The sequence below is a fragment of the Pontibacterium sp. genome (genome assembly GCF_041587635.1).
Taxonomy (GTDB): domain Bacteria; phylum Pseudomonadota; class Gammaproteobacteria; order Pseudomonadales; family Balneatricaceae; genus Pontibacterium.
The window spans coordinates 1-2,702 of the sequence record NZ_JBFGYC010000547.1; the positions used below are offsets into that span (position 1 = coordinate 1).

2 protein-coding genes and 1 pseudogene are annotated in these 2,702 nt (G+C 50.7%); 2 read left to right on the top strand and 1 reads right to left on the bottom strand.

Annotation, left to right across the window (positions count from 1 at the left end):
• Positions 1-52: 52 nt before the first annotated feature.
• Entirely contained in the window at positions 53-691 is a 639-nt protein-coding gene (maiA, locus tag ABYW01_RS18805; protein ID WP_372835826.1) for a maleylacetoacetate isomerase, read from the top strand.
• Between the two features lie 88 nt (positions 692-779).
• Here maiA and ABYW01_RS18810 read toward each other — a convergent pair whose 3' ends face one another.
• Positions 780-2,000, bottom strand: a complete 1,221-nt coding sequence (locus tag ABYW01_RS18810; RefSeq protein ID WP_372835824.1) for an EAL and HDOD domain-containing protein — start codon at positions 1,998-2,000, stop codon at positions 780-782.
• Positions 2,001-2,315: 315 nt separating this feature from the next.
• On the opposite strand from ABYW01_RS18810, the pseudogene ABYW01_RS18815 reads away from it, so the two are divergent.
• Positions 2,316-2,702, top strand: a pseudogene (locus tag ABYW01_RS18815) (hypothetical protein); the annotation flags it as partial.

Here is a 2,702-nt window from a genome sequence, read left to right on the forward strand (position 1 = left end):
GCTCTCAGGACTTGTTCTGAGGGCGGTATGGATTCATTTAGGGACTTCTAAAATGATTCTTTACGATTACTGTCGCTCCTCTGCAGCGTATCGCGTCCGTATTGCCTTGAACCTGAAAGGCTTGGCTTACGAACAGGTGCCTGTGAACCTGTTGAAGGCGGAGCAACGAGGTGAAGAGAATCTGGCGCGTAACCCTCAGGGTTTGGTGCCATCGCTGGACGATAACGGAGAAATGCTGAACCAGTCGCTCACGATGTGTGAGTACCTGGATGAAGCTTATCCTGAAACGCTTCAGTTGCTGCCTTCTGATGTGCTGGAGCGAGCCCGTGTACGCAGTCTGGCGCAGCTGATTGCTTGCGATATCCATCCGGTGAACAACCTGCGTATCCTCAAATACCTGGTGTCTGAATTCGGCGTGTCCGACGAACAGAAAACCGCGTGGTATCAACACTGGGTGCAAGAGGGTTTTGCAGCGTTGGAGCGTGCTCTGGCTGATTCAGATCAGACGGGCAAGTTCTGTCACGGCGATGACCCAACACTGGCGGATGTGCTGCTGGTACCTCAGGTATTCAATGCGAACCGCTTTAAGGTGGATATGAGCGTATATCCAACCATCGCCCGTATCGCGGATGCGTGTAATGAGCTGAAGGCGTTCGCAGATGCTCATCCAGATCTACAGCCGGGCGATTAAGAGTTTAGGCGATCGAATATAAAAAGCCGCAACAGGGTGGTACCTTGTTGCGGCTTTTTTGTGCTGCTATTGAAAGGTGCTGAGGTAGTTAGTTATCGTGCATGGCCTGCATGGATTCTTGTGTCCACTGCAAGCTGTGACGATAGGCGCTTTCATACAGATCAATATCCATGTCCAGCGGCAGTTCATTCCAATTGCCTGTCTCATAGGCAATGACGGCTTTTAGCGTTTCGCCAATTGGTCCGGCGTAATCGCGCAATGCATCCTGAATATCGGCTGCCAGTGGCACCTGTTCGAGCAGTGTGGCCTGGTCTATATCAAGCAGTGCATGCAGGCCAGACATCATGCCCGCCATAAAGTAACTACCTGTATTCCGCTCATGCGTGGCATTGGCCAAGGCTTCACACATGGCCCCACGAATCAGTAGCATGCGACACAGCTCTTCGGGCTTGTCATCCTGACTGGTCATTGAGATCAGAGTGACCCAGCGGCGGATCTGTTCCATGCCAAGTAGCACAACGGCATCGGTGATCGACTCAACCCTGCGTACCAGCGAGTAGGCAGCAGAGTTGACGATACGCAGCATTTTGAATGTGAGCACAGGGTCCTGAATGATCAGCGATTCCAGATCTTCAGGTGTCGCATCCGGACTATTCACCGCCTGTACCAGCTGCATCAGCGTTGCTGCATTCGCTTCGAGTTTCTTACCTTTGACCAGTTTGGGGCGGCTTAGAAAGTGGCCTTGAAACAGTTTGAAGCCGAGCTGGCTGCAGACGACAAGTTTTTCGCTGCTTTCAATCTTGACTGCAACAGGCGTGACTTTGAAAAAGCGTAAGCGCGACAGGCAGTGGCTGAGTTCTTCGCTATTCAGTTGCGACACATCCACTTTGACCATTTGCACAACTTTCAGCAGGGGGTCGTAGGCTTCGCTGTACGTGAAGTTGTCCAGAACCAGGCGGTAACCATTCCTAGCAAGTGTAAGAATCGCTTTGATGGCCTTAGGGGAGGGTTTAACCGTTTCAGGGATCTCGATCACGACCTGCTTGCGAGGCAGGTCGGGAAAGTCGCCGCTGAGCAGCATCTCTTCACTGATATTAATAAAGGCAGGGACGCGCTTCACCGAGCCTGCATCACTGATACAGGTATACGCATTCAGCAGGACTTCAATTGTCGCGCTGGCATCTCGGAAAACTGCTTGCTCGGTATCCTGATCATTGCGGTAGAGCAGTTCATAGGCAATGACCTTCTGGCCGCTATCGAAGATCGGTTGGCGGGCCATTAATACCTGACCGCGGGCGCTCGAATCCATCGCTTCTTTTTCTCCGGGCAGAACTTTATACGCCCGATCTCCAGATCAGGCCTTTCGTCATTTGGGTTTCTAAGTGTAGCGCCGGTTGCTGAATGAAGATAGAGAGGTTTAGCGGGGGCTACAAAAAATAATAGTCCCCTGGGGCGTGAAAAAATAAAAAAAACGCATGAGCATACCGAAGTACGGGGAATGGCTCAATTTGTAGTTTAACTACAATAGGTTGCGCTTGATTTATATCAAAATAGACCATCAATAACAGGAGGATAATTTTGCCAAGAAAACGAAAAATTAACCGGAAAACTAAAGGAGATATCAATGACTGCAGAGCCTCAAGTTACCCCTTCTGGTTCCGATCTGGTCGCACCACAAGTCGTGGCCGAGGTCGTCAATCAAGCGAACAACCCTGTAGCTGAAGCGACGACCAAACCTGCCGAGCGCCCATTGGAAGCGTTGCTCGACGGTGAGAACGATTATCCCTACGACAAGAAAATTTCCCGCTCAAATTATGAAAAGCAGAAAGAGGAGTTGCAGATAGAACTTCTCAAAATGCAGCAGTGGGTACGTGATACAGGACAGCGTGTTGTTATTTTATTCGAAGGTCGTGATGCAGCCGGTAAGGGCGGAACGATCAAGCGCTTTATGGAACACCTGAATCCACGTGGTGCAAAAGTGGTTGCACTGGAAAAACCGACCGAAGTGGAA

What these genes read in the sequence shown, in the direction of transcription:
- maiA (WP_372835826.1), top strand. Translation starts at nt 53, where the DNA reads ATGATTCTTTACGATTACTGTCGCTCCTCTGCAGCGTATCGCGTCCGT.
- ABYW01_RS18810 (WP_372835824.1), bottom strand. Translation starts at nt 2,000, where the DNA reads ATGGATTCGAGCGCCCGCGGTCAGGTATTAATGGCCCGCCAACCGATC.